25 protein-coding genes are annotated in these 24,017 nt (G+C 59.6%); 16 read left to right on the forward strand and 9 right to left on the reverse strand.

The window, feature by feature from the left end; genetic code table 11:
• Positions 1-199: 199 nt before the first annotated feature.
• The 4 genes from NKH60_RS28650 to NKH60_RS28665 form a co-directional block, all read right to left on the reverse strand.
• Entirely contained in the window at positions 200-640 is a 441-nt protein-coding gene (locus tag NKH60_RS28650; protein WP_352874245.1) for a YqaA family protein, read from the reverse strand.
• A 9-nt stretch (positions 641-649) separates the two neighbouring features.
• The gene (locus NKH60_RS28655; RefSeq protein ID WP_352874246.1) at positions 650-1,966 is read right to left on the reverse strand and encodes an MFS transporter; all 1,317 of its coding nucleotides are present in this window, start codon (positions 1,964-1,966) and stop codon (positions 650-652) included.
• Positions 1,967-2,033: 67 nt separating this feature from the next.
• Positions 2,034-3,362 carry a cation diffusion facilitator family transporter gene (locus NKH60_RS28660; RefSeq protein ID WP_352874247.1) on the reverse strand — a complete coding sequence of 443 codons (1,329 nt, stop codon included), beginning with the start codon at positions 3,360-3,362 and terminating at the stop codon, positions 2,034-2,036.
• A gap of 8 nt (positions 3,363-3,370) precedes the next feature.
• A complete protein-coding gene (locus NKH60_RS28665; RefSeq protein WP_352773704.1) occupies positions 3,371-3,652 on the reverse strand; it encodes a metal-sensing transcriptional repressor in 282 nt (93 codons plus the stop codon).
• Positions 3,653-3,756: 104 nt separating this feature from the next.
• Here NKH60_RS28665 and NKH60_RS28670 point away from each other — a divergent pair, with 104 nt between their 5' ends.
• The 3 genes from NKH60_RS28670 to NKH60_RS28680 all read left to right on the forward strand — a co-directional run bounded on the left by NKH60_RS28670 (position 3,757) and on the right by NKH60_RS28680 (position 5,731).
• Positions 3,757-4,143, forward strand: coding sequence for a hypothetical protein (locus tag NKH60_RS28670; protein ID WP_352779090.1), 387 nt, complete (start codon positions 3,757-3,759; stop codon positions 4,141-4,143).
• 130 nt (positions 4,144-4,273) lie between these two features.
• On the forward strand, positions 4,274-4,930 hold the full coding sequence (locus tag NKH60_RS28675) for a HupE/UreJ family protein (protein ID WP_352874248.1): 657 nt from the start codon (positions 4,274-4,276) through the stop codon (positions 4,928-4,930).
• Between the two features lie 12 nt (positions 4,931-4,942).
• Complete coding sequence (locus NKH60_RS28680; RefSeq protein ID WP_352773572.1) at positions 4,943-5,731, forward strand: hypothetical protein; 789 nt, start codon at positions 4,943-4,945, stop codon at positions 5,729-5,731.
• Between the two features lie 150 nt (positions 5,732-5,881).
• Here NKH60_RS28680 and NKH60_RS28685 read toward each other — a convergent pair whose 3' ends face one another.
• The gene (locus NKH60_RS28685) at positions 5,882-6,952 is read right to left on the reverse strand and encodes an NAD/NADP octopine/nopaline dehydrogenase family protein (RefSeq protein WP_352874249.1); all 1,071 of its coding nucleotides are present in this window, start codon (positions 6,950-6,952) and stop codon (positions 5,882-5,884) included.
• 193 nt (positions 6,953-7,145) lie between these two features.
• On the opposite strand from NKH60_RS28685, the gene NKH60_RS28690 reads away from it, so the two are divergent.
• From NKH60_RS28690 to NKH60_RS28725, 8 genes are read left to right on the forward strand one after another with little or no spacing between them, the layout of a single operon-like run.
• Positions 7,146-8,117, forward strand: coding sequence for a LysR family transcriptional regulator (locus NKH60_RS28690; RefSeq protein WP_352773583.1), 972 nt, complete (start codon positions 7,146-7,148; stop codon positions 8,115-8,117).
• Positions 8,114-9,583, forward strand: coding sequence for an NAD(P)-binding domain-containing protein (locus NKH60_RS28695; RefSeq protein WP_352874250.1), 1,470 nt, complete (start codon positions 8,114-8,116; stop codon positions 9,581-9,583). Before NKH60_RS28690 ends, NKH60_RS28695 begins: the two co-directional genes overlap by 4 nt.
• Positions 9,580-10,062 carry a CMD domain-containing protein gene (locus tag NKH60_RS28700; RefSeq protein ID WP_352773698.1) on the forward strand — a complete coding sequence of 161 codons (483 nt, stop codon included), beginning with the start codon at positions 9,580-9,582 and terminating at the stop codon, positions 10,060-10,062. The genes NKH60_RS28695 and NKH60_RS28700 overlap by 4 nt, the downstream gene beginning before the upstream one ends.
• Positions 10,059-10,622 (forward strand): peroxidase-related enzyme, encoded by a 564-nt coding sequence (locus NKH60_RS28705; RefSeq protein ID WP_352874251.1) that lies wholly within the window; start codon positions 10,059-10,061, stop codon positions 10,620-10,622. The genes NKH60_RS28700 and NKH60_RS28705 overlap by 4 nt, the downstream gene beginning before the upstream one ends.
• 57 nt (positions 10,623-10,679) lie before the next feature.
• Positions 10,680-11,420 carry an amino acid ABC transporter ATP-binding protein gene (locus NKH60_RS28710; RefSeq protein ID WP_352874252.1) on the forward strand — a complete coding sequence of 247 codons (741 nt, stop codon included), beginning with the start codon at positions 10,680-10,682 and terminating at the stop codon, positions 11,418-11,420.
• 24 nt (positions 11,421-11,444) lie between these two features.
• On the forward strand, positions 11,445-12,272 hold the full coding sequence (locus tag NKH60_RS28715) for a transporter substrate-binding domain-containing protein (RefSeq protein ID WP_352508389.1): 828 nt from the start codon (positions 11,445-11,447) through the stop codon (positions 12,270-12,272).
• 59 nt (positions 12,273-12,331) lie between these two features.
• Positions 12,332-13,048 (forward strand): amino acid ABC transporter permease, encoded by a 717-nt coding sequence (locus tag NKH60_RS28720; RefSeq protein ID WP_031194726.1) that lies wholly within the window; start codon positions 12,332-12,334, stop codon positions 13,046-13,048.
• A 17-nt stretch (positions 13,049-13,065) separates the two neighbouring features.
• A complete protein-coding gene (locus tag NKH60_RS28725) occupies positions 13,066-13,758 on the forward strand; it encodes an amino acid ABC transporter permease (protein WP_352874254.1) in 693 nt (230 codons plus the stop codon).
• Between the two features lie 191 nt (positions 13,759-13,949).
• Here the strand turns inward: NKH60_RS28725 and NKH60_RS28730 are convergent, their stop codons facing one another.
• Complete coding sequence (locus NKH60_RS28730; RefSeq protein WP_352874256.1) at positions 13,950-14,432, reverse strand: Lrp/AsnC family transcriptional regulator; 483 nt, start codon at positions 14,430-14,432, stop codon at positions 13,950-13,952.
• Positions 14,433-14,611: 179 nt separating this feature from the next.
• On the opposite strand from NKH60_RS28730, the gene NKH60_RS28735 reads away from it, so the two are divergent.
• The 5 genes from NKH60_RS28735 (at position 14,612) to NKH60_RS28755 (ending at position 19,744) form a co-directional block, all read left to right on the forward strand.
• Complete coding sequence (locus tag NKH60_RS28735; RefSeq protein WP_352874257.1) at positions 14,612-16,030, forward strand: aminotransferase class V-fold PLP-dependent enzyme; 1,419 nt, start codon at positions 14,612-14,614, stop codon at positions 16,028-16,030.
• Positions 16,017-16,892, forward strand: coding sequence for an MBL fold metallo-hydrolase (locus NKH60_RS28740; RefSeq protein ID WP_352874259.1), 876 nt, complete (start codon positions 16,017-16,019; stop codon positions 16,890-16,892). The genes NKH60_RS28735 and NKH60_RS28740 overlap by 14 nt, the downstream gene beginning before the upstream one ends.
• A 1,092-nt stretch (positions 16,893-17,984) precedes the next feature.
• On the forward strand, positions 17,985-18,236 hold the full coding sequence (locus tag NKH60_RS28745) for a hypothetical protein (RefSeq protein WP_352594772.1): 252 nt from the start codon (positions 17,985-17,987) through the stop codon (positions 18,234-18,236).
• 66 nt (positions 18,237-18,302) lie between these two features.
• Positions 18,303-18,554, forward strand: a complete 252-nt coding sequence (locus NKH60_RS28750) for a helix-turn-helix domain-containing protein (RefSeq protein WP_352874261.1) — start codon at positions 18,303-18,305, stop codon at positions 18,552-18,554.
• Positions 18,554-19,744, forward strand: coding sequence for a tyrosine-type recombinase/integrase (locus NKH60_RS28755; RefSeq protein ID WP_352874263.1), 1,191 nt, complete (start codon positions 18,554-18,556; stop codon positions 19,742-19,744). The genes NKH60_RS28750 and NKH60_RS28755 overlap by 1 nt, the downstream gene beginning before the upstream one ends.
• A gap of 710 nt (positions 19,745-20,454) precedes the next feature.
• On the opposite strand, the gene NKH60_RS28760 is transcribed toward NKH60_RS28755, so the two are convergent.
• The 3 genes from NKH60_RS28760 to NKH60_RS28770 all read right to left on the reverse strand — a co-directional run bounded on the left by NKH60_RS28760 (position 20,455) and on the right by NKH60_RS28770 (position 23,670).
• Positions 20,455-22,656: a xanthine dehydrogenase family protein molybdopterin-binding subunit gene (locus tag NKH60_RS28760; protein ID WP_352874265.1), complete on the reverse strand. Its 2,202-nt coding sequence runs from the start codon at positions 22,654-22,656 to the stop codon at positions 20,455-20,457.
• A 3-nt stretch (positions 22,657-22,659) separates the two neighbouring features.
• Complete coding sequence (locus NKH60_RS28765) at positions 22,660-23,118, reverse strand: (2Fe-2S)-binding protein (RefSeq protein ID WP_352467057.1); 459 nt, start codon at positions 23,116-23,118, stop codon at positions 22,660-22,662.
• 237 nt (positions 23,119-23,355) lie between these two features.
• Positions 23,356-23,670, reverse strand: a complete 315-nt coding sequence (locus tag NKH60_RS28770) for a DUF4917 family protein (RefSeq protein WP_084642609.1) — start codon at positions 23,668-23,670, stop codon at positions 23,356-23,358.
• Positions 23,671-24,017 lie beyond the last annotated feature (347 nt).

A 24,017-nucleotide genomic window follows, 5' to 3' on the forward strand; every position in this document is an offset into this window, starting at 1 on the left:
ATGATCTGGAACCAGCACAGCTTCGTTGTGCAGGCCTGGCGCGCGGCCACAGGAATGTCTTAACAATGTCGATGTTGGCTGGAGCCCTTCGCGCGCTGTGCCTTAGCTTGGTTGGCCGGTCCCGCGACGCGCATGCGCGCGGCGCTGCGTTTGGCATAGGAAAGCGAGGCCCGCCTGTCGGCGCGGGTCTCGACAAGCCCTAAATCCAGCTCAGCGTCATCGCGGCCAGCGCGAGGTAGCGGCCGACCTTCGCGATCGCGACGATCGCAAGGAAGCTCCAGAATGGCTCTCGCAGCGCTCCCGCCACAACCGTCAGTGGATCGCCAACGAGAGGCAACCAGCTCAACAGCAGCGACCATCGTCCGTAGCGCTGATACCATCGCGTCGCGCGCTTCAAGGCGGAGCGCTTTACCGGAAACCATTTGCGATCGTGAAAGCGGTCGATCCCCCGGCCGAGCCACCAGTTAACGATCGAGCCGAGCACATTGCCTGCGCCTGCGAAAGCGATGAGCAGAGCAGGAGCATGGCTCCCTGTCAGGAGCAGCCCCGCAAGGGCTGCTTCCGATTGCATCGGCAGGATGGTCGCCGCTGCGAACGCGGTCAGAAATAGACCGCCATAGATGGCGAGCTCGCCAAGCATGTTGAGTTCTCAGCTCGTCTTGGGCCATTTCGGGTGCCGATCATCGACGACGTGCGAATGCTCATACCCCGCTTCCGACCATACTGCGTCGCCGATGTGCCGGTCGTCCTCAGGCAGATCGACATGCGTATGCACAAGCACGTCGGGATCATGTTTCGGCCAGAGCCAGACCGCGGCAAGCAGGGCAGCGGCGCCAATGATGCCGAGCAGAATGAATGTGAAAGGCAATCCCATCGCCGCACCGACGCGGCCGGCAATGGGATACGTGATCAACCAGCAGGCATGCGAAAGCGCGAATTGGGCAGCAAACAGAGCGGGCCGGTCGACGGCATCGGCGGAACGCCTGATCAATCGGCCCGAAGGCGTCTGCGCCAGCGAATAGCCGAGCCCGAGCACGAACCAGAGCGCCAGCAGCAGATAGTAACTGCCGGCGAGAGGTCCCACCAGCACGCCCACGACCAGGATCGCGGCGCCCGAGAGCATCGCAACCCGGTCTGGGACGTTCTCGAGCAGCCGCGGCAGGGCAAGGGCTGCAATCATCGATCCGCCGCCGAAGGCTGCGAGCGCCAGCGCCGTGTCACTTTGAGAGAGGCCGAACTGTGCCTGAACCAGGACGACCGTGTTGACGATCACCATCGCGCTTGCCGCCGCGACGGCAACGTTAAGGGCCAGCAGCCCGCGCAATCGCGGCGTCGCCAGATAGATGCGCAATCCGCGCGTGGTACGATCGTAAACGCCGCGCGGCTGCGACGGTTTAGGGCTCGGCAGGACCACCGACACCACCAGCGCCGCCGAGGCGAGAAAGCCGATAACCGTACCGGCGAACAGGCTGTGGAAGCTGATGACGGAAAGCAGCGCCGCCGCCAGCATGGGACTGACGACGCTTTCCAGGTCGTAGGCCAGTCGCGACAGCGACAGGGCTCGCGTGTAGTCCTTCTCCTCGGGCAGTACGTCAGGAATAGAGGCCTGGAAGGCCGGAGTGAAGCCTGCCGACGCCGACTGCAGGACGAAAATGAGAAGATATACCTGCCAGACTTCGGTAACGAAGGGCAGGAACACCGCGACTGCTGCCCGGATGAGGTCGAGCGAAACCAACATGGTGCGGCGTGGCAGGCGCTCTGCGAACGCAGCGGCGACAGGCGCCACGCCGACATAGGCGATCATCTTGATAGCGAGCGCCGTGCCGAGCACCGCGCCTGCATCGGCGCCGGCAAGATCATAGGCCAGCAGCCCGAGTGCTACGGTGGCAAGGCCAGTGCCGATCAGGGCGATGACCTGGGCCAGGAAGAGATGACGGTAGGTGCGATCGGCCAGGACCTGAAGCATATTTTGCCTTCTTGCAGCGGATCGGGGTTCGTCGAGCCAGGAATGTAGCGCGGACAGCCCGCCTGTCTCAGTGGTGGTGGCCTTCCGGCTCGACCATCTTGAATGGCAGCGCCTGCTCCCGACCCTTCGCGACCAGGATCAACCTCGCCTGGAACTCATGCGGCTCAGCAGGGGCGACGGTGCTCTCAAGCCGATGATGGTTGTCTGCAACGGGATCGAGGCGAAGCGTCTCTGGCCCTTCGGGTCGATCGATAATCACCGTCGCCGCCAAGTCATCGGCGTGACGATCGATAGTCAGCCGCATCCGCTCGCCGGCCGGTGTATCGACGATTTCCAATGTCCCTTCAGCCAGATCGCAGACTACCTTGAAGGGCTCTGGCGCATGATGGTGAGCATGAGAGGTTTCCGCGGCCGGCCCGGCCGAGCTCATCAGGCGGACATTGGCTTCCGCCAACGCCGGCAAGTGGGCGAACAGCTCCTCCTTGAGGGCTTCGGTTACGCTCAGGACGCTCTTGGCCGTCGCCATCTCCGGAACACTGATGGCCACGTCGGCATGCAGACGATGTCCGATCCAGCGTGCCTGCACGCTTTCAACGCGCCCGATGCCCGACACGTGTTCGGCGGCATGATGGATTTCGTCGATGATGCCGGGCTCAACACCGTCAAGCATGCGGGTCAACACGGCTTTCGACGACTGCCAGACGATGGCGAAGATCGCCACGGTGATCAGCAGCCCGACGATCGGATCGGCAAGCGGAAAGCCCAGCCACACGCCGATAGCGCCCAGCACGACCGCCAGACTGGTAAAGCCGTCGGTGCGGGCATGGTAGCCGTCCGCGATCAGCGCAGCGCTGTTGATCTCTCGCCCGACGCGGATACGGAATACCGCGACCGCTTCATTGCCAATGAAGCCTATGAGGCCGGCGATGGCGACCCAGCCAAGAAACGTGATGGGACGCGGATTGATCAGGCGATCGATCGCCTCATAGCCGGCGACGATGGCACTGAAGAGGATGATGAGAACGATGACGATCCCGGCCAGATCCTCGACCCGGCCCAGTCCATAGGTGAACGTCTTGCTCGGTTTGCGGCGGGCCAGCACGAAGGCGATCCACAGCGGAATGGCAGTGACCGCGTCGCCGACATTGTGGATCGTGTCGGCCAGCAACGCCACGCTGCCGGAGAGGAACACGACCACAAGCTGGAGCGCTGCCGTGATGGCCAGAACGACGAATGACCATTTGATCGCCCAGATGCCGCGCGTCGTCGTGGCGATCGTCGGATCTATGACACCGTGTGTGTGGCCATGGCCACCATCACCGTGATCATGTCCGTGCCCCCCCAAGCCATGCGTCATCGGGCCAAACCCAAACCAATCGCGAACTTTGTCCATCATGGCGCTTCTCACAGATACTTGGTGATGTCCTTGAACTCGTCGATCGAGCGGCGCTGCTCGCGCGCCAGCGGCCCGACGACGTCTTCAAGGCAATGGTTGAGATGATCCTGGATCAGGGTCTTCTTGGCCTGCGAAATGGCCTTCTCGACAGCATGAAGCTGCTGGGCGAGATCGAGGCAGGGCCGGCCTGCTTCGATCATGTCGATCACACCCTTAAGATGTCCGCCGGCCCTTTTCAGGCGTTTGACGATATCGGGATGGGTTTCGTGGATGTGAGGTTGGCCGCTCATATCTAAATACTATCCTCCTGGAGAGGATACGCAAGTCTCAAAGAGGCCTCGATTCTGATATAGCAAAAACCATTCGTTAGGATTTTAGAGAATAATCGCCGTTCATGCCGAATCGGATCTGCAGCCCAGCCATTTGCTTCATCATCGTCTTGGCGATGACGATCGGTGTGCTGCGTTCTTTCGGCTATTCGGCCTCGCACGATCCGATCGCGCTTGCTGCCGCCGCGAACGAACGTCACAGCGGAGCCGCAGCCCAGATCGAAGATCGTCGCCACACCCACGATGACGGCGTCGCGGACGAGCAGATCCCCGGCCATTTTCACGGGCACGATGCGGCAGACCATTCGCACGAGACAGCGAGCACGCCCGCCGACTTCGCACCGACCGTTCCGCAGTTCGAACGGGGTTGGCTGAATTATTCGCCGACTTTCATCGATCCGGGCACGGCATTTCCGCTCGAGCGACCGCCCAGACCATTCCTCGCCGCATGATCGATGTCGCTCAGGCGACAAACCCTCAACGACGAAGATTGGAAATTCTATGCAAGGACCCTTCGACCGGGGCCGGCCACGCGCGCGTCGCACGTGTTGGCGACCCACCCTGCCCCTGCTTATCGCTCTCATGACCCTGCCGCTCCTGGGCGGGGCTGCCTTCGCCCACGCCGTGGCCGAGGGCGACAAGGGCTACATCCAGGAAATCTCGGGCATCAACGTGCTGCCCTTCATCTATCTCGGCGCCAAGCACATGGTGACCGGATACGACCACATTCTGTTCCTGTTCGGCGTGATCTTCTTCCTCTACCGGATGAAGCATATCGGCATCTATGTCAGCCTGTTCGCGCTCGGCCACTCCACGACGATGCTGCTTGGCGTCTATTTCAACGTCGGCATCAACAGCTACATCATCGACGCGATCATCGGCCTGTCCGTGGTCTACAAGGCGCTCGACAATATGGGCGCTTTCCAGCGATGGCTCGGCTTCCAGCCGAACACCAAGGTCGCGACGCTGGTCTTCGGATTCTTTCACGGTTTGGGCCTGTCGACGAAGATCATTGAATACAACATCTCGCCGGACGGCCTGGTGCCGAACCTTTTGGCCTTTAATGTCGGTGTCGAGATCGGACAGCTCTTGGCTCTGGGCGCCATCCTGATCGTGATGGGCTACTGGCGCCGGACACGAAGCTTCTGGCGCCACGCCTATACCACAAACGTCATCATGATGACGGCCGGTTTCCTGCTGATCGGATATCAGCTCACCGGCCTGTTCGTCGCAGCATAAGGAACCGCAATCATGTACAACACCGACCTTCCCAGCCGCGCCGATTTGCCGACTTCAGCGCAGCTCAAGCGCTCCACCTTCATTGCCGCGCTGACGGCGCTCGCCTTGCTCGTCACGGTCGTCATGCCGTCCGAGTATGCGATCGATCCGACTGGAGCAGGCAGATTGCTCGGCCTCACCAGAATGGGCGAAATCAAGACACAGTTGGCAGCCGAGGCGGCAGAGGACGAAATGGCCAGCGCGAAGGCTTCGGCCGAGCGGATGACGCAAATGGTCCCTCCGGCCGAGTTGATGGCGCGCATGGACCGAATTGAAAACCTCCTCGTTGCCCTTACCGCCGAACAGCCCGCGTCGCAGCCATCCCCAACCGGGGAGGCCGTTGCCCAAGATAATGTGACGGTTGGAGAGATTGCTCCTGCCGAGGCTCCGGCCATTGCTGCAGCGCCTGTCGCCGAAGCAACCTCGGAAGCCCCGATCCGGCCAGATGGAAGGCAAGACGAGCTATCCTTCACGTTGGCGCCAGGCCAGGGTGCCGAAGTCAAGCTCGTGATGCGGCAGGGTGCCAAGGCAAACTTTTCCTGGACAGCTGACGGTGGCGTGGTGAACTTCGAGACGCACGGCGATGGCGGCGGTCAGTCCGTCAGCTACGAAAAAGGTCGCAGCGTTCTCGCTGACGAAGGTGCCATTGAAGCCGCCTTCGACGGAAATCACGGTTGGTTCTGGCGAAATCGTGGTGACAGAGAAGTGACGCTGACGATCCGGACAGAAGGGAACTACATCGACATGAAGCGCGTGATCTAGCCCCTGGGCGCCCCCGATATAAGAACGGAAGCCGATCCGTCGGCTTCCGCAACGCCTTGCAGCGGATTGATCAGAGATGAGAGCGGTTTGATTGACGCGCCACGGGAAGTGTCGCTGACAGCCGACTGCCTGCTCACGTGTGAAGAGTCGCTAAAAACCCTTACGGCAAAGGTTCTCCAGATCCACTTTTCCTATTCCTTCGATGCCGAGCGCAGGAAGGATATCATTGTCTGCCTTGAGATCGCGACCATAAGCGGCCGAGAATATTGAAATGCCAGACTGATGGAGGACCGCTGGTTTTCCGCTGATCTTCCCCAAAAACACCGTCGGCAGCAGCCCGAACGGAACGTCCTCCAGAACATAACGGGTTTCGATAGTTGACGGGCCGAAGCCGCCGCGGCCTTGGCGATCCATCTCCTGGTTCATTTCCGAAACGGTGCCCATAGGGACGTGAAACGACAATGAAAAATGCTCTTCAACTGTGCGCACGGCAATTCCAAAACGAGCGGCGATCGCCAATCGTTCCGCGTCCAGCGCCTCGATAAGGCGGCCGACAGCCGGCGTAACATTTCCGGCCTGGCTCCACTGCTCTCGCTTCTCCATGCGTGTGAGATTAAGAAGGGCGATCCCGAGATGGTTCTGCGGATTGAGGTTGCTGAGCGCGATAGCAAGCAAACCGTCGCGCTTGACGAAACGATCTCCAAACAGGGTCGTGCAAAGTCGGAACCCTTGGTCCATCGCGTCGAACGGGAGCGTCGCAACATCGAGCTTCTGGCGAACGCTGGTGACATGGACTTCTGTTGATCCGGACTGGCGGCCGGTCACCAGCGTTGTGCCCCAGACGACGATCGGCAGGCGAACCTTGCGTTGCGCCAATTGCCTGGAGAGATACAGCGCTCCGAAGGAACTGTGAGAGCTGATGATTACCGGCGTTCCCTCCCTCAGATAAGGAACGGCAGCATCCATCACTTTCTTGTGCCCGTTAGCCGGCAGCGCGATCATCACAACGTCTGCAGCGGCAACAGCCTCTTTACAATCCTTGGCGATACGCACCGACACCGTTGCCTCGATGGCGCCCGTGGCCGTTAGCAATTCGCCGGCGGCCAGTGCCTTGGTGCGCCCTCCCGACGGCGACCAAAGCATTGGATCGTGCCCCGCCTCCGCCAGGCAGGCAGCAAGGCCGTACGCAATTGCACCGGCCCCCAGAATACTCACCCGCATAGGATTTCTCCTGTTCCAGTCTTTATGGGTCGCAGCGCGGCGAACGCTGCCGACGACGCTCTGTGGGCTCCGAATTCTTCCGGCGGTGCGGCGAATCACCGGGGCGTCTCCGGCCATGTTTCATTTCCGCCTTGACACATATCAAATATGCATGAGACGATCTTACTCATACATAATGCGCATGTAGGCGTAAATGGAAACACGAGATCTCCAGGCCTTTCTTGCCGTTGCCGCCAACGGCAGCATCACCAAGGCGGCTGAGATGCTCGGGTGTTCCCAGCCTTCGGTGACACGCACCATTCAGGACCTCGAGGCAGAACTCGGCTTCGAATTGCTGCACCGGGTCGGTCGCCGGGTGCAGCTGTCTGAAGAAGGCGCCGCCTTCGAGGAGGAGGCGCGGCGATTGCTGATGTCCTTCACCGAACTTGCCGCGCGGGCCAAGATGATCGCCGCCGGCCGGGGGCGAATCCTGCAGATTGTTACCACCTCCGCGATCGGTACTGGCTTAATCCCGACGGCCATGGCCGAACTCAACGGTGTCGAACTTCCGCACGAGACGCATCTGGGGCAGTTTCTCCCCTCGATCGTCGCCCAGGAGGTACGCAGCGGACGTGCCGAGATCGGGTTTTCGAGCCTGCCGCTCGATACGCCCGGTCTGGATGTCCTGCGGCTCTATTCGGCACCTGATGTTGCTGCCGTGCGGGAGGATGATCCGCTGGCTGAACTTGACGTCATACCGCTTTCCGCCTTTGCCGGTCGCCGCGTCGCCACACTGCTCAACCCCCTGCGTTTCCAGTTGCATGTCTCCAAGGCTTTGGCGGCCAGGGGCATCGATACAGGGCCAGTGATCCGGACGAATACTGCATATGGCGCGTTACAGATCGTGCGTCAGACTGGTGCGGCGGCCGTCATCGATCCCCTCACCGCTTATGGCGTCGCCCTGCCCGATGTCGTCATCCGTCCGATCGACGCAACCGTTCTCTTTTATTGGGGCGTTATCGCTGCCGAAAAACGTCCGCTTCGTCCAGTCGCGCAGGCGTTGATGGATGCGGTCGAGGCGGTGGCTGAACGGTCGATCGTCGGCTTCAAGAAACTAGATCCGACCCTCGCTGGCCAATTGGTGAGCGATCCTGCATCCGGCACAAATCACGGAACAGGAATATGAAGCATACCCCCGCCGCGCCAACGCCGATAGGTCTTGCTGCGCTCGAAGCACAGCTTGCACAGGATCTCGAGTTTCTCGAGCTGCCGGCCAAACCTTGGGTTCCGACGCGCACGGAGAATGGCGTCCCGGTCCGTGACGTCGTCGTCATTGGCGCCGGCATGTGCGGACTTGCTGCCACGGCAAAGTTGGTGCTGACCGGGATAACCAATGTCGTGGCCTATGATGCGGCTCCGGCCGGGCTCGAGGGACCATGGGTAACGTTTGCCCGCATGCAAACACTCCGGTCACCGAAGACTCTCAACGGCCCGTCGCTTGGCCTGCCGCAATTGACGTTCCGCGCCTGGTTCACGGCGCAATGGGGCGTTGAGGCCTGGCGGTCGCTGGACAAAATCCCCAAGGGCCAGTGGATGGACTACCTGGTCTGGTACCGCAAGGTTCTCGGCCTGCCGGTGCGCAACAGTGTGCGCATGACCGGACTGGCACCCGTTGGAGATCTGATTGCGATCGATATCGAGGGCGCGGAGACTGGCCAGGTCCTCACCCGTCGTCTCGTTCTGGCCACCGGTCGGTCCGGTTTGGGCGGTTTTGCCGTGCCCGATTTCCTCAGCGGCGTCGATCGCGCCTATTGGGCCCATTCTGCCGACGACATCGACTTCGACACGCTGAAAGGCAAGCGTGTGGCGGTGATCGGCGCTGGCGCCTCTTCCATGGACAATGCCGCAACGGCGCTCGAGGCGGGAGCCGGCTCTGTTGACATGTTGATCCGGCGCAAGGAAATGCCGCGCATCAACAAGCTGACCGGCATCGGCAGCCCGGGTGTTGTACTCGGCATGCATCACTTGCCGGATGGCTGGAAGTGGAAGTTCTTCGACTACACCGCCTCCACCCAGACGCCGCCGCCGCGTTCATCGACGCTTCGCGTGTCTCGCCACGCGAATGCTCGGTTCTTTCTCGACTGCGGCATCGTTGCGGTAATGGAAGATCCGGGAGGCCTGCTGATCGAAACCACACAAGGGCCGATGCACTACGACTTCCTGATCGCGGCAACCGGCTTTTCAAATGACTTCAGCGGCCGACCGGAATTTGCGGCGATTGCCCCACATATCCGCACCTGGTCGGATGGCCGATATAGGCCGGAAATGGGACCGCCGCGTGCAGGCATGTCCGATGCACCGGATCTCGGTCCCGCCTTCGAGTTTCGTGAACGCATTCCCGGTTCCTGCCCGATGCTGGCACATATCCACTGCTTCAACGACGCCGCCATGCTGACGCACGGCAAGGTCTCCGGCGACATCCCGGCCGTCAGCGCCGGTGCCGACCGTCTTGTGCGCGGCATCGCATCTTCACTTTTTGCCGAGGATGTCGAAACCCACTTCGCCAATCTGATCGCCTACGACACGCCCGAACTTCTGGGCGACGAGTGGGTCGATTCAACACCCTTGTTGCACAAGGAGGCCGCACTGTGATCGACGCAATGGACAAGGCAGCGGGTCTTTCACCGGACGATGCCCTTTTCGCCGCACGGCGATTTCGGCCCGAATTCGTGCGAGGGGCAGAAGAATGTCGCCTCTCTGTGCTGCAGCCGGCGAACGATCAGGGGCTGGCGACGAATTTGCGTGTTGCTCTTGCCCGTCGCATGGCCGCCCTGAATGCCGATCCGGTCCTGGTGGCCGAATATGATGTTCAGCTGGCTCAGCTTGGTCCGACCGAGCAGCTTCTGGCCTTGGCCCACGGGGAAACGGATTTGAATGAACCCCTGGCGACCATCGTTCGTCATGTTGACCTGATCACCCTGGCGCCGAAAAAGGCTGAAGCGAGCCATATCGCTCTCCTGGAGAAGGCTGGATTGAACAATCCTCAGATCGTCGCGCTCTCCGAGCTGATCGCTTTTGTCAACTTCCAGACACGGGTGGCGACCGGCTTGCGTCTGATGAGGTCGACATGATCTCCTCGGTTCGTCTGAAGCCATTGAACTGGCATCCGTATATCGCGCCGGTCGAGCTGCCTGAGGCCTCGCCGGAACAGCTTGAAGCGATGAAGGTCACGCCATCGGCCAAGAAGGTTTCGGAATATGTGCGAACCCTTGCCCATGACCCAGAGAGCTATCTTGCGCGTACCGTTTTGTTCAACGCGATCATGTATGTCGAAGGCGGGCTCGCCCGTCCCGATCGCGAACTTGGCGCATTGGGGGCCTCGATCGTCAATGGCTGCAAATTCTGTGCCGTTGTCCACGCCCGTAGGCATGCAGAGCTGACCAAGAGCGACCAAGTGGTCACCGCACTTTACCTCGACAAACCTGAAGCGCTGGGCGCACGCGATGCGGCAATCTACAGCTTTGCCCGCCGCCTGTCGGCGGCACCGCCGGAAGCGACGGCAGACGATATCGCCGCGCTTCGATCAGTCGGCATGGATGACCGCGAGATCATCGACCTGATCCACGCCATATCGATCTTCGGCTGGGCAAACCGGCTCATGCACGTTCTCGGCCATGCGGAGAGCGGATGATGATATCGCGTGCGATCAAGGCACTCCGTCCCACACTCTGAAGGACACCAACCAGCAATGCTCGATCTCAAAGATATAAGACTGTCTTACGGAAGCACGCAGGTTCTGAACGGCGTCAATCTCTCGGTAAAGCGGGGTGACGTGGTGTCGATCATCGGCCCCAGCGGCACCGGCAAGACCACGTTGCTGAAATGCATCAACTACCTTGCCAAGCCGTCCTCAGGAACCATCGCGTTCGATCAGATTCGGATGGATTACCAGCGTGCCGACAAGGCCGCTGTCCAGGCGATCCGGTTGCGAACGGCGATGGTCTTTCAGCAATTCAACGTCTTCAAGAACATGACGGTCCTGCAGAACGTGATGGATCCCCTGGTCGTCGTGCAGCGCAAGTCCGCAGACGAGGCGCGGGAGATCGCCTTGCGGGAGCTCGAGCGGGTCGGCCTCACCCCGAAGCGAGATAGCTATCCCTCCCAACTGTCGGGCGGCCAGCTCCAGCGCACCGGCATCGCGCGCGCCTTGGCGGTTCGCCCCGACGTGATACTCTTCGACGAACCGACATCATCGCTGGATCCCGAACTGGTCGGTGAAGTCCTGAAGGTGATCAAGGACGTCACGTCGTCCGGCATCACCTCGCTGCTTGTGACCCACGAGATGCAATTCGCAAAGAACATCTCGAACCGGATCGTCTTCATGGATCGTGGCGTGGTTGCCGCCGACGGCAGTCCAACTGAGATCTTCGATGCGCCTTCCAGCCCACGACTTGCTCAATTCCTGCAGTCTGAACTCGCTTTTCAATAATCCAACAAGAAGGGAACCCAAGAAATGTCTGCAATCAAATCCAGTTTTTCGCGTCGTTATGCCCTGGCCGTCGCCGGCGGCATCGCAATTGCCCTTGCGACAGCAGGGATCAGTTATGGTCAGACCGTTCGGACAATCAAGATCGCGACCTCTGCCGAATCCAAGCCATTGGCTTGGGGCGCGCTCGGCGTCGAGCCGCAAGGCTATGAACCCGATCTGCTGAGGGCGATCAACGCAAAGCTGCCGCAATACAAGTTCGAAATGGAAGGTGTCTCCGACATCGCGCAGGAAACCGGCCTGGCCACAGGCAAATACGACATCGCGGTCGGCGGTTACTACAAGTCACCCGAGCGCGCCAAGCAGTTCTTCATTCCGGAAAACCCCATGGGCGCCAGCCTGATGAAGATCTACAGCAAAAAGGGCAGCGGCATCAAAGAAATGAAAGACCTGGTCGGCAAGAGGATCGTTCCGACCACGGCTGGCGGCGGAACCTATAAGTTCATCATGAACTGGCAAAAAGAAAATCCTCAATACAAGCTTGACGTGACGGCGTCGAGCGCCGGAATCCCGTATCCAAACCGTTTGGACGAAGTTCAGAACGGCAAGTTCGACGCGCTGGTCCTGCCTTCAAATCTTGGTGAGCAGACCGTCATCGATGAAAAGAAGCTCGACATCGTGGCGTCCGAACCAGTCTTCACCAACAACACTTATATGCTTATCCACAAGTCAGATGAAAACAAGGTTCTGGTCGATGACGTGAACAAAGTTCTCAAAGAGTTGAAAGACGACGGTACGATCGAAAAGCTCTCGCAGAAGTGGTTTGGCGAAGGTATCGTCAAGTATATGAAATGATGCGATCTGAGTAGATATCGTCAGCGGCAAGTCTGAATTGCAAGAAGGAGCGTTTCAAAGTGGATGTTTCTGCTATGATTCCAGAGTTGCTCTCGGCATTGCCGCTGACGCTCGCTATCACGTTTACCGCCATGTTGGTCGGCTTTTGCTTGGCGCTCGTTGCGACAACATTGCGGATTCGCAGGATACCAGTGGTCAGCCACCTCACCGACCTCTACGTGTCCTATGCCCGCAGCGTTCCCGTCGTCCTCCAGTTGTTCGTCGCGTTCTATGGGCTCCCCCTATTGGTGGCCCTGTTCGGCTCCGCAGATTTCTTCTCGCCGACGATCGCTGCGATGGTCGGACTGAGCTTTTACCATGGCGGCTATCTGTCGGAAGTCCTGCGGCCTGCATACCTGGCCGTCGATCGCGGCCAGCATGATGCAGCCGACAGTCTAGGATATACCTTTCGCCAGAAGATCACCCGCATCGTGGGCCCGCAAGCGGTGCACTTCGCATTGCCGGGCTATGGAAACTCCATCATCTACCTGATCCACAACGTTGCGCTGGTCATGTACATCGGGGCGGCGGACGTGATGGCGACCGCGCATTTGATCATGGAGCGCGACTATAACCAATATCAGTTCGAAACATACCTCGTCCTGGCCGTCATCTATGCGCTTATGTGCCTGATAGCCTGGTTCATCGTGCATTTGTTCGAGCTTCGCTCGCCGATGCAGGCACCTGAGGCCACGACAACAGCTCAGATCAAGAACGCAGCCATTGCCAGCGTCTGACGTAAGGGTATTCAACCATGTTCGAGACCGATATTTTGCTCCAGGACACCCAGGAAATTCTGGGCGCCGTACCTGTAACGCTTGGAATGGCGCTCACGATTTTCGTCTTGTCGACGATAGTCGGCAGCATTTTCGCACTCGTCGAATATAGACGAGTCCCGGTGCTGCGAGAGCTCATCATGGCTTACAAGATCGTCTTCAAGGGCGTTCCGATGGTCATCGTGATTTTCCTCGCCTATTTCGGTCTGCCCCCGGCATTCCAGTTCCTGCTCTCGTTGCTCGGGATCAACTTCAACGCCCACGAAACACCCAACTCGGTCATCCTTGTTATTGCGGTGACGGGCTGTATCGCTGCGTTCCAATCGGAGATCATCAAAGGAGCCCTGAACGCCTTCGACACGGGTCAGTCAGACGCCGCCCATTCGCTTGGCTATACGAACGGCCAATTGTTCCGACGGATTCTGTTTCCCCAGGTGGCTCTCACGGCAATTCCTGATCTTACAACCTCGATGATGGTCATCATGAAGGCCCTTTCTCTCGGATTCGCCATCGAGGTTGTCGATATCTTCGCCCAGTCCCAGTTAACCGCCGCGCTGAACTACTACTACCTCGAAGCCTTCGTGATTGCCGTCGTGATCTACATGGTGATTGCCTATATCGTCACCCAGATTGCCGACAGGCTGGAGCAAGCCCTTAGGGTGCGGACCTGAGCGAAGCGTCGTCAGGACCCGCGCATCAAGGCCGGAGGAGCTCAAGGCTCAGTTGAGGCCTGCAAACAACTGATGGGCGAACGCTCTGCCACACCTGCGGGCTCTTGTAAAAAATCGACACCTCACCCTGGTGAGCCACGGCCGAAGGCTTGGCGACGATGAAGGCGAAGCGTCCTACAGCGGGCGCCGCCTCATCGCAGATTGGTCAGATCCACTGGACGATTGTTGATGATCGCTTCCATGGAAAAGAAGCCTGTCACCGTAGCCAGGTCGAAGTTCGTGATCAGTTTCTGGTAGAATGCATCGTAGCCGGACATGCCTTGCGTCACGACCTTGATCAGGTAGTCCCAATCCCCTCCGATCCGATAGAAATCGATCACCTCCGGTAGCCGTTCGACATGGGTACGGAACGCCTCACTCCACTCCTTGGAATGGTGGCGAGTGCGGACCATTACGAAAACCGTCAGATCGAGCCCCAGGGCGCGGAGATCGATACTGCTGTGAGACCCGCGGATAAGACCTAGCGACTGGAGGCGCTGAATCCGCCGCCAGCACGCATTCTGGGACAGGCCGACCCGCTCCGCCAAATCTCGCTGCGAAAGGCTTGCGTCGATCTGCATGGCCGTCAAGATCTTCATATCAAATGCATCGATTTTCACGCGATCTTCGATCATCTGACACGGTCTCGGCGCAAAATTGCAGGAAATAGGTGAATTTTCCGACCGTGGAGCAGGCTACAATCTGAGTCAATATCCGAGCCGGGAGACTGACCGTGCAAGCTGCTCATCCAACGACAAGGCAGACCGAGACCCCTCTGTCAAAGTTCCGCCAGGGGCTGAAGAAAAAGGCTGACATGACCGCCGACCTTCGGGATGGGCTTGTGGGATCGACGGCAAAAATCGTGGGTCCCTACGGGCCAAAGGACCTGGTGTACGCCGACTATGTCGCGTCAGGCCGCGCGCTCCATCAGATCGAGCGCTTTGTGCTTGACGAGGTCCTGCCGTACTACGCGAACAGCCACACAGAAGCCTCGTATTGCGGAGGCTTCATGACCCGCATGCGTCGGGAAGGGCGCGCCCTGATCGGTCAATTCTGCGGGGCCACCGAACGGCATGCTGTGATCTTCACCGGCTCCGGCGCTACGTCGGGGATCAACCGCCTCGTAAAGCTATTGGGCGTCGCTGAAGCCGTGGCAGTGGGGAAGCGCCCTCGGATCATTATCGGTCCTTATGAGCATCACTCCAACATTCTGCCTTGGCGCGAGAGCGGAGCAGAGATCATTGAAGTCGCGGAAGGTCCGTCTGGCGGGCCGGACCTATCTCACCTCAAGGACGCCCTTTCGGACCGGTCGCCAAGTCTCACGATATCCGCGATGTCCGCGGCCTCGAACGTCACGGGCATCACCAGCGATGTCGCGGCCATCACCGCGATCGTGAAGGCCGCCGGCGCAAAGATGATCTGGGATTATGCGGGCGCAGGTCCGTACCTGCCGATTTCCATGTCGCCCGCCCCTGATGCCGAGATCGACGCGATAGTCGTATCGCCTCACAAGTTCCTCGGCGGCCCCGGTGCCTCCGGCATCTTGATCGTTCGACGCGACGGACTTTCAGAGACAAAGCCGTCGTGGCCAGGTGGCGGGACGGTGAAATTCGTGTCCCCCAAGACACACGATTACAGCGACAGCCTCGAATCCCGCGAGGAAGCCGGTACGCCGAACGTGATCGGCGACATACGAGCCGCGCTGGCCTTCATCGTCAAAGATGCGATCGGACTTGATATGATGGTAGCGCGCAACCGCGAGTTAGTGCGCCGTGCCTTTCGCGCATGGAAAGACGTGACGCGGCTGGAGCTCCTCGGCCTGTCGGATCCTGAGCGGCTTCCGATCTTTTCCTTTAGGGTCGAAAACGGAAAGGGTGGCTACGTCCACCAGCAGCTGATCACGCGCATGCTAAGCGACCGGTTCGGGATTCAGGCGCGCGGTGGCTGCGCCTGTGCCGGCCCGTATGTGCACAGACTGCTATCGATCGACGACGACCAGTCCGAGGAAATAAGGCAAGCCATTCTCTCCGGCGATGAAACGAAAAAGCCTGGGTTCACCCGGTTGAATTTCAGCGTTCTGCTGCCCGATGAGAAGGTGCAGTTCATACTCGATGCTGTAGCGCAGATTGCGTCGGACGCAACGGACTTCGAACATGACTACGACCTCGATCCTGGCCGGGCGATCTTCTTCCCGCGAGCAGCAGCCGAGGGTATCTCCCATGCAGCAGCCTGAGGTCGCCGGGTTCTACGATGCACGTACGGGCAGCGTCCAATATGTCGTTGCATGTCCGAGTTCGCGAAGATGCGCCATCATCGACCCAGTGCTCGATTTCGACGAAAAGTCCGGCTCGACAGCTACGACAAATGCGGACGTGATCCTCGACTACGTCAACAGCCACAATCTGAAGCTCGAATGGATTCTGGACACCCATCCGCATGCGGATCACTTTTCGGCCGCGCGCTATCTCAAGGCGAAAAGCGGCGTGCCGACAGCGATCGGCGAGCACGTGAAGCAAGTGCAGCAGATCTGGCGGCAAATCTACAATTGGCCAGATCTCGCATGCGACGGCTCACAATGGGATCGGCTGTTTTGCGACGGCGAGACTTTCAACATCGGCGAGCTGGTAGCGCGCGTCATGCACTCGCCAGGACACACCTTGGCGTCGATAAGCTATGTCATCGGCGATGCAGCGTTCATTCACGACACACTTTTCATGCCCGATAGCGGCTCCGCCCGTGCAGATTTTCCAGGTGGCAGCGCAGCTGACCTATGGAAGTCGATCCAGGACATTTTGAGCCTACCCGACCCGACGCGCCTCTTCACCGGGCATGACTACAGGCCTGGAGGGCGCCAGGCTCTGTGGGAGAGTTCGGTAGCGGAGCAGAAAGAGAAAAACCCGCATGTCGCCGGTCATTCTCGGAGTACGTTCATCAGGCTTCGAGAGGCCCGAGACAGGACATTGCCAATGCCAAAACTCATATTGCATGCCCTGCAGGTCAATATCCGCGGAGGGGAACTGCCTCAGGTCGAGGAAAATGGCCGGCGTTATCTGAGGATACCGCTCGACGCGCTGCCAGCATCGGTCTGGGGTTAGTGACGAATCGGATGGCTCTCTCAAGCAGTTCCTGCCCGCGATCGGTTTCAGGATCACTGATCGGGTGTACGCTCGGTCCGATTGGCGGAGGCGGGTCGATCCTCGCTACGCCCTATTGATGTACGTCGTCGGAATGAGCAATCCTCGGAGCGCTCTCGGAGCTGATCGCGGCAAGCAATTGCCGTGGCGCGTCTGCAACACTATTATCGATCATGTTCTGAGGAGGTATCTCGGATGTGGGATAGGATCGCCAAGCTTCGGATATCGAGCCGCACCTGGGAGGCAATTCTTCTGGGGATGAAAAGCTTGAGGCGAACCTCAAATAGCCGATGTATGTACTGGTGATTTGACGCGATTCCATTGAAACCGGTCCTCCGCTATCACGATCCCCCCGACGCTACGATGCGCATACTCGGACAAACCCTATCATCTACACTCCCAATCAAACGGACCAGACCAGAGGGTGCGTCCCAGATCGCCACAGACCACCAAAAGCCGATCACCTGTTGGCACTTAGGACGAAGGCCTATCGCCGTCTGTCCGAGGATGGACGCTACGCTCGCCCCCGCAATGGTTCTCGCCACCTTGGGAAGTGCGCGTGCGCTCTCTATCTATAATATGTCGATTTTACTGAATATTTTGGCGCACCCGACAAGATTCGAACTTGTGACCTCTGCCTTCGGAGGGCAAGGCACTCCCTGCGCCAGATGGTAGGCAGGACGGCCTTGTTTCGTTAGCCGCTGCAGCGAAGTCGGAACTGGCAGTTCGATGCGTGGGGGGAAAGGAGGTAGCGCTCTAGCGACTTGAACCCCCGAAATCTGCACCGGAACATTCTGCCGCATCTTACCCTGCCGATTTGCACGTCGCTACTCGCCTTTCCCGAACGAGCCGGCGAGGTAGCTTCCGCACCACGCAACATCCCGTATCTAGGGCAATACGATCTCTTCATTACCGGATGGTGCGGGATGTGGATTTGTTGTGCCGACTGCAATATGGCCCCGTTTATCGGGACCGAGGCTTGTCGAAGCAGCCAGCCGCCTGGATTTGATATCGTTGTGCTGTTTCGATACCGACGTTCTCGAGGCCGCGTCTATGAAGAGTGACGCGCTCTCGTACCCACCCCGCGGCCTCTCTCGTCAGGAAGCAGCGCGCTATGTCGGTGTCGGATCGACACTATTCGACGACATGGTTGCTGACGGCCGCATGCCGAGGCCTAAGCACGTCAACAGTCGCGCCATCTGGGATCGTGTGGCGCTCGATATCGCTTTCTCCGCCCTGCCAGACAAAGACAATGGTCTCCAACAACTACTGGAGCGGAGCAAACGAGAGCCGATAAGGAGATAAGCAACTACGCACATTGCGTATACGCTGCAGGCGTAGTACGGTCATCGCCTGAGCGAAAGAGATGACGTGAACGACAATGAAAAGCTCGCGCGAGAAGTGAAAGGCTGGCGGGCGAAGGGAGGATTCACCGCCGAGAGTGCAGCCAAGGTCTTGGGAATACCGAAACGCACTTTTGAAGGCATAGAGCAAGGTCGAGGCTTCCCTTACCCGGTACTCCTGCGCGTTGCCATGGAAAGCAAGACCCTTTCGCTTCAGGCAATGCTGGAGGATTGCCCGCCTGTGGAGCAACGGCAGCGGAAAACTCAAAGGGAGATTTAATGGCCAGGCCATTCAAAGATGTCCGCTACCCCGGCGTTTCGTCGCGCATCAAGAACGGAAAGCTCATCTATCGCTATCGCGGCAAAGGAATGCCCGAAATTCGGCTTCCTGGCGGACCAGGCTCTCCTGAGTTCGAAGCCGCCTATGAACAGGCAACGCAAGGCCAACGTCAAAACGGTGTCATCATCGACTTGCCTGGACGGGCGTTGCCAAAGACTTTCGGTCATGCTGCCCGCCGACTTGAAACGACGATGGAATGGCTGGACTTCGACCAAGCGACCCAGCAGAAGAATGCTCGGCTTATTGAACGCTTCCTTGAGATGAAGGTCGATCCCGCCTATCCGCTGACCTGGCGCGACACGCCGATCGAGCATCTCGATGCCGACCGTCTGCGTGCGATTATCGAAGGCGTCTTTGGCACCAGACGGACAGTCGCAAAGCACCTGCTGGTAGCGATCAAAAAGCTCCTTTGGGTGGCGATTGACGTTGAGAAGTGGATCAAGCCGCAGGACGACCCTTCGCTGTCAATTCGCGTTCGCATTCCCAAATCGACGGCCAATCCCGGGTGGCCGATGGCCATTCGTGAAAAGTTCGAGTCGCGCCATGCGGTCGGCTCGGCGGCGCGCACCTGCTATGCCCTCGGCTTCTGGCTCGGGAATAGACGCGGCGATATCGCCACACTGGAATGGGAAGATCTGGTCAGCGAGGAAATCGAACTGTTCGATGGCTCGCTGGTTTTGATCGAGGCCTTCGAGTTCCGGCAGAAAAAGAACCGAAACCGCCACGGCGGCAGGGAAGTGTTTATCCCCGTCGTGGACAAGCTGGCGCAGGCTCTGGAGCCGCTAGACCGTTCGAAAGGTGGACCGGTATTGAGGAATGGCTATGGGCGTCCGTTTGCGGAAAAAAGCCTCACCGGCATGATGGCACATTGGAACAAGCAGGCCGGCATTCCGGAGGGCTACACCCTGCACGGGCTCCGGCGTACCTTCGGCACGTATCTCGCCGAATGCAACATCCAGGCACGCGCCATTATGGAAGCGATGGGACATTCCTCGATGACGGTGACGGACGCGTACGTACGGGAAGCCAACAAGAAGCGGATGGCCGTCGATATCGCCCGCGCGATCAACGAGCGGGAGGCGAAACGCGACGCCATAAAGCAGCGGACACCGCTTCGCGTCATCAAGTGAATGGTTTCAATCGGACCGGTGCAGGGCGGCTTATCGGCCGCCCTTTTTTGTTGGGCCCATAACGGGCCCAAAACGTTTTGGGCTGAGACCACTTTTTCGCAATAAAATCAAAGGATTTGGTGGGCCCGGAGGGTGTTCAGAAAGCGATAAAAATCAATTTCTTAGAGATCAGTGGGACTTCAGAGTATTCAAATCTTTTCCAATGTTTTTCGATGTTGTTGTCCCACTCAGAAGTGCCTCAGTCCACCAAGCCGACGCACTGAACGCCTCACTCGGAAGGGAGGTTTGCGCAAGGCGAAAGGAAGATCGCGTCGGTGTGCAGCCTTCCTGAGAAAGGTCGCGGTAGCGCCAACTGCTGACGCTCAGCGCGAAGACATCAATGTCCTGTTATGGGGCCGTCAGAGGACCGGCCGCTTCTCGCGCCAAGAAAGCGATAGCAGACATGCAACTAGGTGGTACAAAGTCTCTAGCGTGACCCTTTCGAGACATTTGCGTGCGGCATTTGCGTCTCGAAAGCGGTTCTTTAGTGCTACCAGCACCAACGACCGTCTGCGGTCGTTCAGAACACGGGTTACAGTCTCTAAACCGGATATTGGACCGGGCAGCCGCCGGAAATTGATCGAATGGAGGTGATCGCCTGTCAGGAGGCGTTCAAAAACGACCTACGACCGCGATCTTCATCGCGGCCGTTTTCATGGTGTCATTCCCGGCTATGCTGACAAGTTCTTTATGATCGGCAGCTTGCGGATCGTCTTGCCCGTCGCCGCCCGTAGCGCGTTGGCGACGGCCGGGCCGATCGGCGGCACACCCGGCTCGCCAACGCCCCTGGGCGGCTCGTCGGACGGCACAATGTGCACCTCGACGCGCGGCATCTGCTCGATCCTGAGCGGCATATAGGTGTCGTAGTTCTCTTGGTCTACGACACCGCCCGTCAGGGTCAGCTCCTCCTGGAGGATCGCGCCTAGGCCGAAGCCGATACCGCCCTCCATCTGAGCGCGGATCTGGTCAGGATTTATCGCGGTGCCGCAATCTACCGCGCAGACGACGCGGTCGACTTTGAAATCATTTGCATCGTTGAAGGTGATCTCCACCACCTCGGCGACATAGGTCGAGAGGCTTTCATGCAGGGCCACGCCGCGGAAACGGCCTTCCGGCAGAGGCTTGTCCCAGCCTGCCTTCTCAGCAGCCAATTTCAGCACGCCGGCATGCCGTGGATGGTGACCGAGCATCGACAAGCGGAAGTCGACCGGATCACGGTTCGCAGCGGCGGCGAGCTCATCGATCAGGGTTTCCATTGCGTAAGCGGTGTGGGTGGAGCCTACCGAACGCCACCACAGCACTGGGATGTTCACGTCCGTGGTGGTCAGCTCGACCTTCAGGTTCGGGATCGCATAGGGCAGGTTGGTGGCGCCCTCCACGGAGGTCGGATCGATGCCGTTCTCGATCATCGCCGCAAAGGGCGAACCGCCCGCGATCGATTGGCCCACGATGTGGTCATGGAGAGCGACGACATTGCCTTCCTTGTCGAGCCCCGCCTCGACTGCGTGCACATAGGTCGGCCGGTACCGCCCACCCCGCATGTCGTTCTCGCGGGTCCACTGCACCTTCACTGGCTTGCCGGGTCCCAGTGCACGCGCTGTGGAAACAGCTTCTATAATGAGATCTGCGTCCGAGACCGCTCGGCGGCCGAAGCTGCCGCCGGTCTTCATCACGTGCAGCCTCACCTTGTCCGGCGTGGTGCCGCCTACTTGAGCGGCAGCCGCCTGATAAAGGTCGGGCATCTGGTGTCCGCCCCACACGTCGATGGTGCCGTCTTCGTTGATTCGGGCGGCCGCGTTGAGTGGCTCGATCGAAGCATGGACAAGATAGGGGAATTCGTAGTGCCCTTGGATGACTTTCTCAGCACTGGCCAACGCTGCGGGAGTGTTACCGTCGTCGCGCGCGGTGGCCGCGCCCGGATCGTCTGCTGCCTTAGTGTATTCGGCCATGATCTCGGCCGTGCCGCGCCTTCCGGCCTTCTCTTCGTTCCAGGTCACCTCCACGAGATCGCGGCCCTTGAGCGCCGTCCACATGTCCCTGCCGACGACGGCAATGCCGCGCGGCGTCTGGACGACATCGACAATGCCGTCGAGTGCCTTGGCCTTGGAGGCGTCGAAGCTCTCGATCTCAGCGCCGAACTTCGGCGGATGGATCATAACGGCCGTATTGAGTCCATCCATCTTGAGGTCGATCGTGTAGGTCTGCGCGCCATTGGTCTTGCCGGCGGAATCGTAGCGCTTGAGGCTGTCCGATCCGATCTGGGCCCACTTGTCGCGCGGCTTTAGCGGCACGTCGTCGGGAACCGGCATTCCCGCTGCGGCTTCAGCCAGGTCACCGAAGCGCGCCTGCATCCCTGAGGCGTGCGACACGACCCCGGAAGCGACTGTGATCTCGCCGGCTGGCACGTCCCACCGCTGCGCCGCGGCCGCCACCAGCATGGCCCGTGCGGCAGCACCCGCCTTGCGATAGCGCTCCCACGACGAGCTCATCGACGTGGAGCCACCGGTTCCCTGCGCGGCCCCGCCCCAGGCGAGATTGCCGTAGAGCGCGGTATTGCCATATCCGCCGACCACGTGGACCTGCGCCCAGGCGCCGTCGAGCTCTTCCATAACCAGGGTGGCGATGCCGAAATAGGAGCCTTGTCCCATCTCGAACTGCGACGAGTGGATGACGATTCGGTTCTCCGGTGTGATCTCGACATAGGTCTGGAAGGGGTTCGCCTGGACCGCTGCAGGCGTCGTTTGTGCGTTGGCGGGCGCGGCCATCATTAGCCGGTAGCCCACGGCGAGGCCCGCGGTGGTGACGGCCGTGCCGAGGAGGAACTGGCGGCGCGTGGGCCCCACGGCATTATGCTTCGGGAGAAACTGCAACATGCCTCAAGTCTCCAGCCGGTTGGCGGTCTCGTGGATGGCCGCGCGGATGCGATGATAGGTGGCGCAGCGGCAGAGATTGCCGCTCATCGCCGAATCAATATCATCGTCCGTCGGCTTCGGCGTCTCTGTCAGGAGGGCCACGGCCGACATGATCTGGCCAGACTGGCAATAGCCGCATTGAGGTACGTCGAACTCGGCCCACACGGCCTGGACCGTTTCGCCGATCTTGCCCGACACGCCCTCAATGGTGGTGATCGAGGCTCCTTCGATGTCGCCGACTGCGGTCTGGCACGAGCGCGTCGGCATGCCGTTAACGTGAACCGTGCAAGCGCCGCACTGGGCAAGGCCGCAACCGAATTTCGTTCCTGTGAGTCCGATGCCGTCACGGATCGCCCAGAGCAGCGGCATCTCTGGATCGACGTCGAGTGTTCGCGCCTCGCCATTGAGGGTAAAAGCGACCATGGCTTACTCTCCTTGTCCTGAGCTGGCTATCTCGTTGCCCCTCCGCCCGGCTAGAAACCGGACTGTTCTTGCTGAGGCATAGCGACCACAGACTAGGATCGCGCAGCTCGAGCAACAAGCCGCTAGCTGGCAATCGCGAGATCGTGAAGTGGCTCGTGTCGAAAGGCTGGAGGCAACTGAATGTCATTTTTGGGCCGACCGGCCGGTCAGTTTCCGGCTCGATGACCTGGTTGGCAGTCATTCCGCTTCTAACCCTAAACCCCAGACATGAACTGTAGCAGCATCATAAAAGACGACATCAAGCGGCGATTTTTCGTTGCGCTGCACCGCTAGCTCGTTCGCGTGGTTCATGATCCGCTGGTTATCCGCGGATGCTGGTTCACCATAGATGCCAACACAGAGCTTGCGAAACTTGCCACGCGCTATGCGGTTAAGGATGTGGTCGTCATTCGTAGCGAGCGAATGGCCGAAAATGAAGAAGCAATGGCTGGCGGTCTTCACATTCGCGGTGAACTGCTTGAAGCCTTGGTACAGGTGGGCATTGTGACGGATCTTCGCCTTCTTCTGGGCGCTGGTGGGCTGATGAAGGGCGGCTTAGGGTCATGATTTCCGGTTCATCGCGCTGCAATGACCGATGAGCCACAGACGCCGCATTTCGCGCTAGACCGCAGCTGCGGTATTCTCGATCATACGCTCACCCATCCTATTCGCACCTCGTTGCCCCCGTTCGCCGCACCTATGGATCGGAGGCTTCCAGCCTCGCGATAGCCGCGCTATGCGGCTGCACACAACCTGACGACGAACAGGAGCAAGATTGGACATACAAGCCAGCACAAGATCGCCCTCCCCCTGTCCTTGCTCGTTTTCATGCGAAAATAATCAACTGAGTGCTGCGGGGA

Origin of the sequence: Mesorhizobium sp. M1006 (genome assembly GCF_040318825.1) — a bacterium.
In the GTDB taxonomy this organism is placed as follows: domain Bacteria; phylum Pseudomonadota; class Alphaproteobacteria; order Rhizobiales; family Rhizobiaceae; genus Mesorhizobium.

Excerpts from the sequence above, each read along its gene's own strand:
- NKH60_RS28650 (WP_352874245.1), bottom strand. The coding sequence starts at position 640 with ATGCTTGGCGAGCTCGCCATCTATGGCGGTCTATTTCTGACCGCGTTC.
- NKH60_RS28655 (WP_352874246.1), bottom strand. The coding sequence starts at position 1,966 with ATGCTTCAGGTCCTGGCCGATCGCACCTACCGTCATCTCTTCCTGGCC.
- NKH60_RS28660 (WP_352874247.1), bottom strand. The coding sequence starts at position 3,362 with ATGATGGACAAAGTTCGCGATTGGTTTGGGTTTGGCCCGATGACGCAT.
- NKH60_RS28665 (WP_352773704.1), bottom strand. The coding sequence starts at position 3,652 with ATGAGCGGCCAACCTCACATCCACGAAACCCATCCCGATATCGTCAAA.
- NKH60_RS28670 (WP_352779090.1), top strand. The coding sequence starts at position 3,757 with ATGCCGAATCGGATCTGCAGCCCAGCCATTTGCTTCATCATCGTCTTG.
- NKH60_RS28675 (WP_352874248.1), top strand. The coding sequence starts at position 4,274 with ATGACCCTGCCGCTCCTGGGCGGGGCTGCCTTCGCCCACGCCGTGGCC.
- NKH60_RS28680 (WP_352773572.1), top strand. The coding sequence starts at position 4,943 with ATGTACAACACCGACCTTCCCAGCCGCGCCGATTTGCCGACTTCAGCG.
- NKH60_RS28685 (WP_352874249.1), bottom strand. The coding sequence starts at position 6,952 with ATGCGGGTGAGTATTCTGGGGGCCGGTGCAATTGCGTACGGCCTTGCT.
- NKH60_RS28690 (WP_352773583.1), top strand. The coding sequence starts at position 7,146 with ATGGAAACACGAGATCTCCAGGCCTTTCTTGCCGTTGCCGCCAACGGC.
- NKH60_RS28695 (WP_352874250.1), top strand. The coding sequence starts at position 8,114 with ATGAAGCATACCCCCGCCGCGCCAACGCCGATAGGTCTTGCTGCGCTC.
- NKH60_RS28705 (WP_352874251.1), top strand. The coding sequence starts at position 10,059 with ATGATCTCCTCGGTTCGTCTGAAGCCATTGAACTGGCATCCGTATATC.
- NKH60_RS28710 (WP_352874252.1), top strand. The coding sequence starts at position 10,680 with ATGCTCGATCTCAAAGATATAAGACTGTCTTACGGAAGCACGCAGGTT.
- NKH60_RS28715 (WP_352508389.1), top strand. The coding sequence starts at position 11,445 with ATGTCTGCAATCAAATCCAGTTTTTCGCGTCGTTATGCCCTGGCCGTC.
- NKH60_RS28725 (WP_352874254.1), top strand. The coding sequence starts at position 13,066 with ATGTTCGAGACCGATATTTTGCTCCAGGACACCCAGGAAATTCTGGGC.
- NKH60_RS28730 (WP_352874256.1), bottom strand. The coding sequence starts at position 14,432 with ATGATCGAAGATCGCGTGAAAATCGATGCATTTGATATGAAGATCTTG.
- NKH60_RS28735 (WP_352874257.1), top strand. The coding sequence starts at position 14,612 with ATGACCGCCGACCTTCGGGATGGGCTTGTGGGATCGACGGCAAAAATC.
- NKH60_RS28740 (WP_352874259.1), top strand. The coding sequence starts at position 16,017 with ATGCAGCAGCCTGAGGTCGCCGGGTTCTACGATGCACGTACGGGCAGC.
- NKH60_RS28745 (WP_352594772.1), top strand. The coding sequence starts at position 17,985 with ATGAAGAGTGACGCGCTCTCGTACCCACCCCGCGGCCTCTCTCGTCAG.
- NKH60_RS28755 (WP_352874263.1), top strand. The coding sequence starts at position 18,554 with ATGGCCAGGCCATTCAAAGATGTCCGCTACCCCGGCGTTTCGTCGCGC.
- NKH60_RS28760 (WP_352874265.1), bottom strand. The coding sequence starts at position 22,656 with ATGTTGCAGTTTCTCCCGAAGCATAATGCCGTGGGGCCCACGCGCCGC.
- NKH60_RS28765 (WP_352467057.1), bottom strand. The coding sequence starts at position 23,118 with ATGGTCGCTTTTACCCTCAATGGCGAGGCGCGAACACTCGACGTCGAT.